At 62.6% G+C, this 1062-nt stretch carries 3 protein-coding genes; 1 reads left to right on the top strand and 2 read right to left on the bottom strand.

What is annotated here, in order from left to right; genetic code table 11:
* A partial coding sequence (locus EN969_RS32570; RefSeq protein ID WP_127419811.1) for a DUF2934 domain-containing protein occupies positions 1 to 93 on the bottom strand: 93 nt, incomplete at its 3' end.
* Between the two features lie 159 nt (positions 94 to 252).
* On the opposite strand from EN969_RS32570, the gene ndk reads away from it, so the two are divergent.
* Positions 253 to 675, top strand: coding sequence for a nucleoside-diphosphate kinase (gene ndk, locus EN969_RS32575; protein WP_013532476.1), 423 nt, complete (start codon positions 253 to 255; stop codon positions 673 to 675).
* Between the two features lie 68 nt (positions 676 to 743).
* Here the strand turns inward: ndk and EN969_RS32580 are convergent.
* On the bottom strand, positions 744 to 1062 hold a 319-nt coding region (locus EN969_RS32580), incomplete at its 5' end, for an META domain-containing protein (protein WP_164758732.1).

Raw genomic sequence — 1062 nt, forward strand, 5'->3', positions numbered from 1 at the left:
GCGCTCATGATGTCCAGCCGGCTGGCCCTCTTGCAGCCAGATCTGGTGCGCACGGTTGCGAATGCGTTCCTGACGATCGTCTGTCATGGTCATGTTGTCTCCATACGGCCCGACCTCAGCGCGGCGCCGGCACGCGACTATAGCAAGCAAAGCGTTGCTGTGCAGCCGTCTGATCGGGGGCCCTTGGCAATGGGCCGGGCGGCTTGTATAGAGCCCGCCACTCTCAATTCCATTCTCAGACAAGGACGACCCATGGCGCTCGAACGCACATTTTCCATGATCAAGCCGGACGCAACCCGGCGCAATCTCACCGGCGCCATCACCAGGATGCTGGAAGAGGCAGGCCTGCGTGTCATCGCCTCGCGCCGGGTCTGGATGAGCCGCCGCGAAGCGGAAGGCTTCTATGCCGTCCACAAGGACCGTCCTTTCTTCGGCGAATTGGTTGAATTCATGTCGTCGGCACCGACCGTCGTCCAGGTGCTGGAAGGCGAGAACGCCATTGCCAGGAACCGCGAAGTGATGGGCGCCACGAACCCGGCCAACGCCGCCGAAGGCACCATCCGCAAGGTTCATGCGCTGTCGATCGGCGAAAACTCCGTGCACGGCTCCGACGCACCGGAGACCGCGGCAGAAGAGATCAAGTACTGGTTCTCGGACACCGAGATCGTCGGCTGAGCCGACGATCCAGACCTTGGATTCCGTAAAAAGAAGGCCGGCGTTTCGCCGGCCTTTTTCGTTGGGGGTCAGCTCGCCGCGCTAAAGCGCAGGATCTCGCGGCCATCCTTGCCTGATATGATGAGCTTGCCGGCCTCGACGCGGTATGACGCCGCCTTGGCCAGCGCATCGAACAGCGCCTTTTCCTCGGCCATCACCTCTGGCGCACAGGCCTTGTAGGTCGAACCGATGTCTCCGATCACGATCGTTTGCCCATTGACCTTGGCGGTGGCGAAATAGGTGTTGCAGGGGCCGCTGCCGCCCGCCTTGCCGGCCTCGCTGACCCTGAATGTCGCTTGCGGGGCAGCGATGACGCCGATGCCGTCGACATAGTCGACCAGCCAGAGC

The sequence above is a fragment of the Mesorhizobium sp. M7A.F.Ca.CA.003.01.2.1 genome, assembly GCF_003998945.1.
GTDB lineage: Bacteria > Pseudomonadota > Alphaproteobacteria > Rhizobiales > Rhizobiaceae > Mesorhizobium > Mesorhizobium ciceri.

What these genes read in the sequence shown, in the direction of transcription:
- ndk (WP_013532476.1), top strand. Translation starts at nt 253, where the DNA reads ATGGCGCTCGAACGCACATTTTCCATGATCAAGCCGGACGCAACCCGG.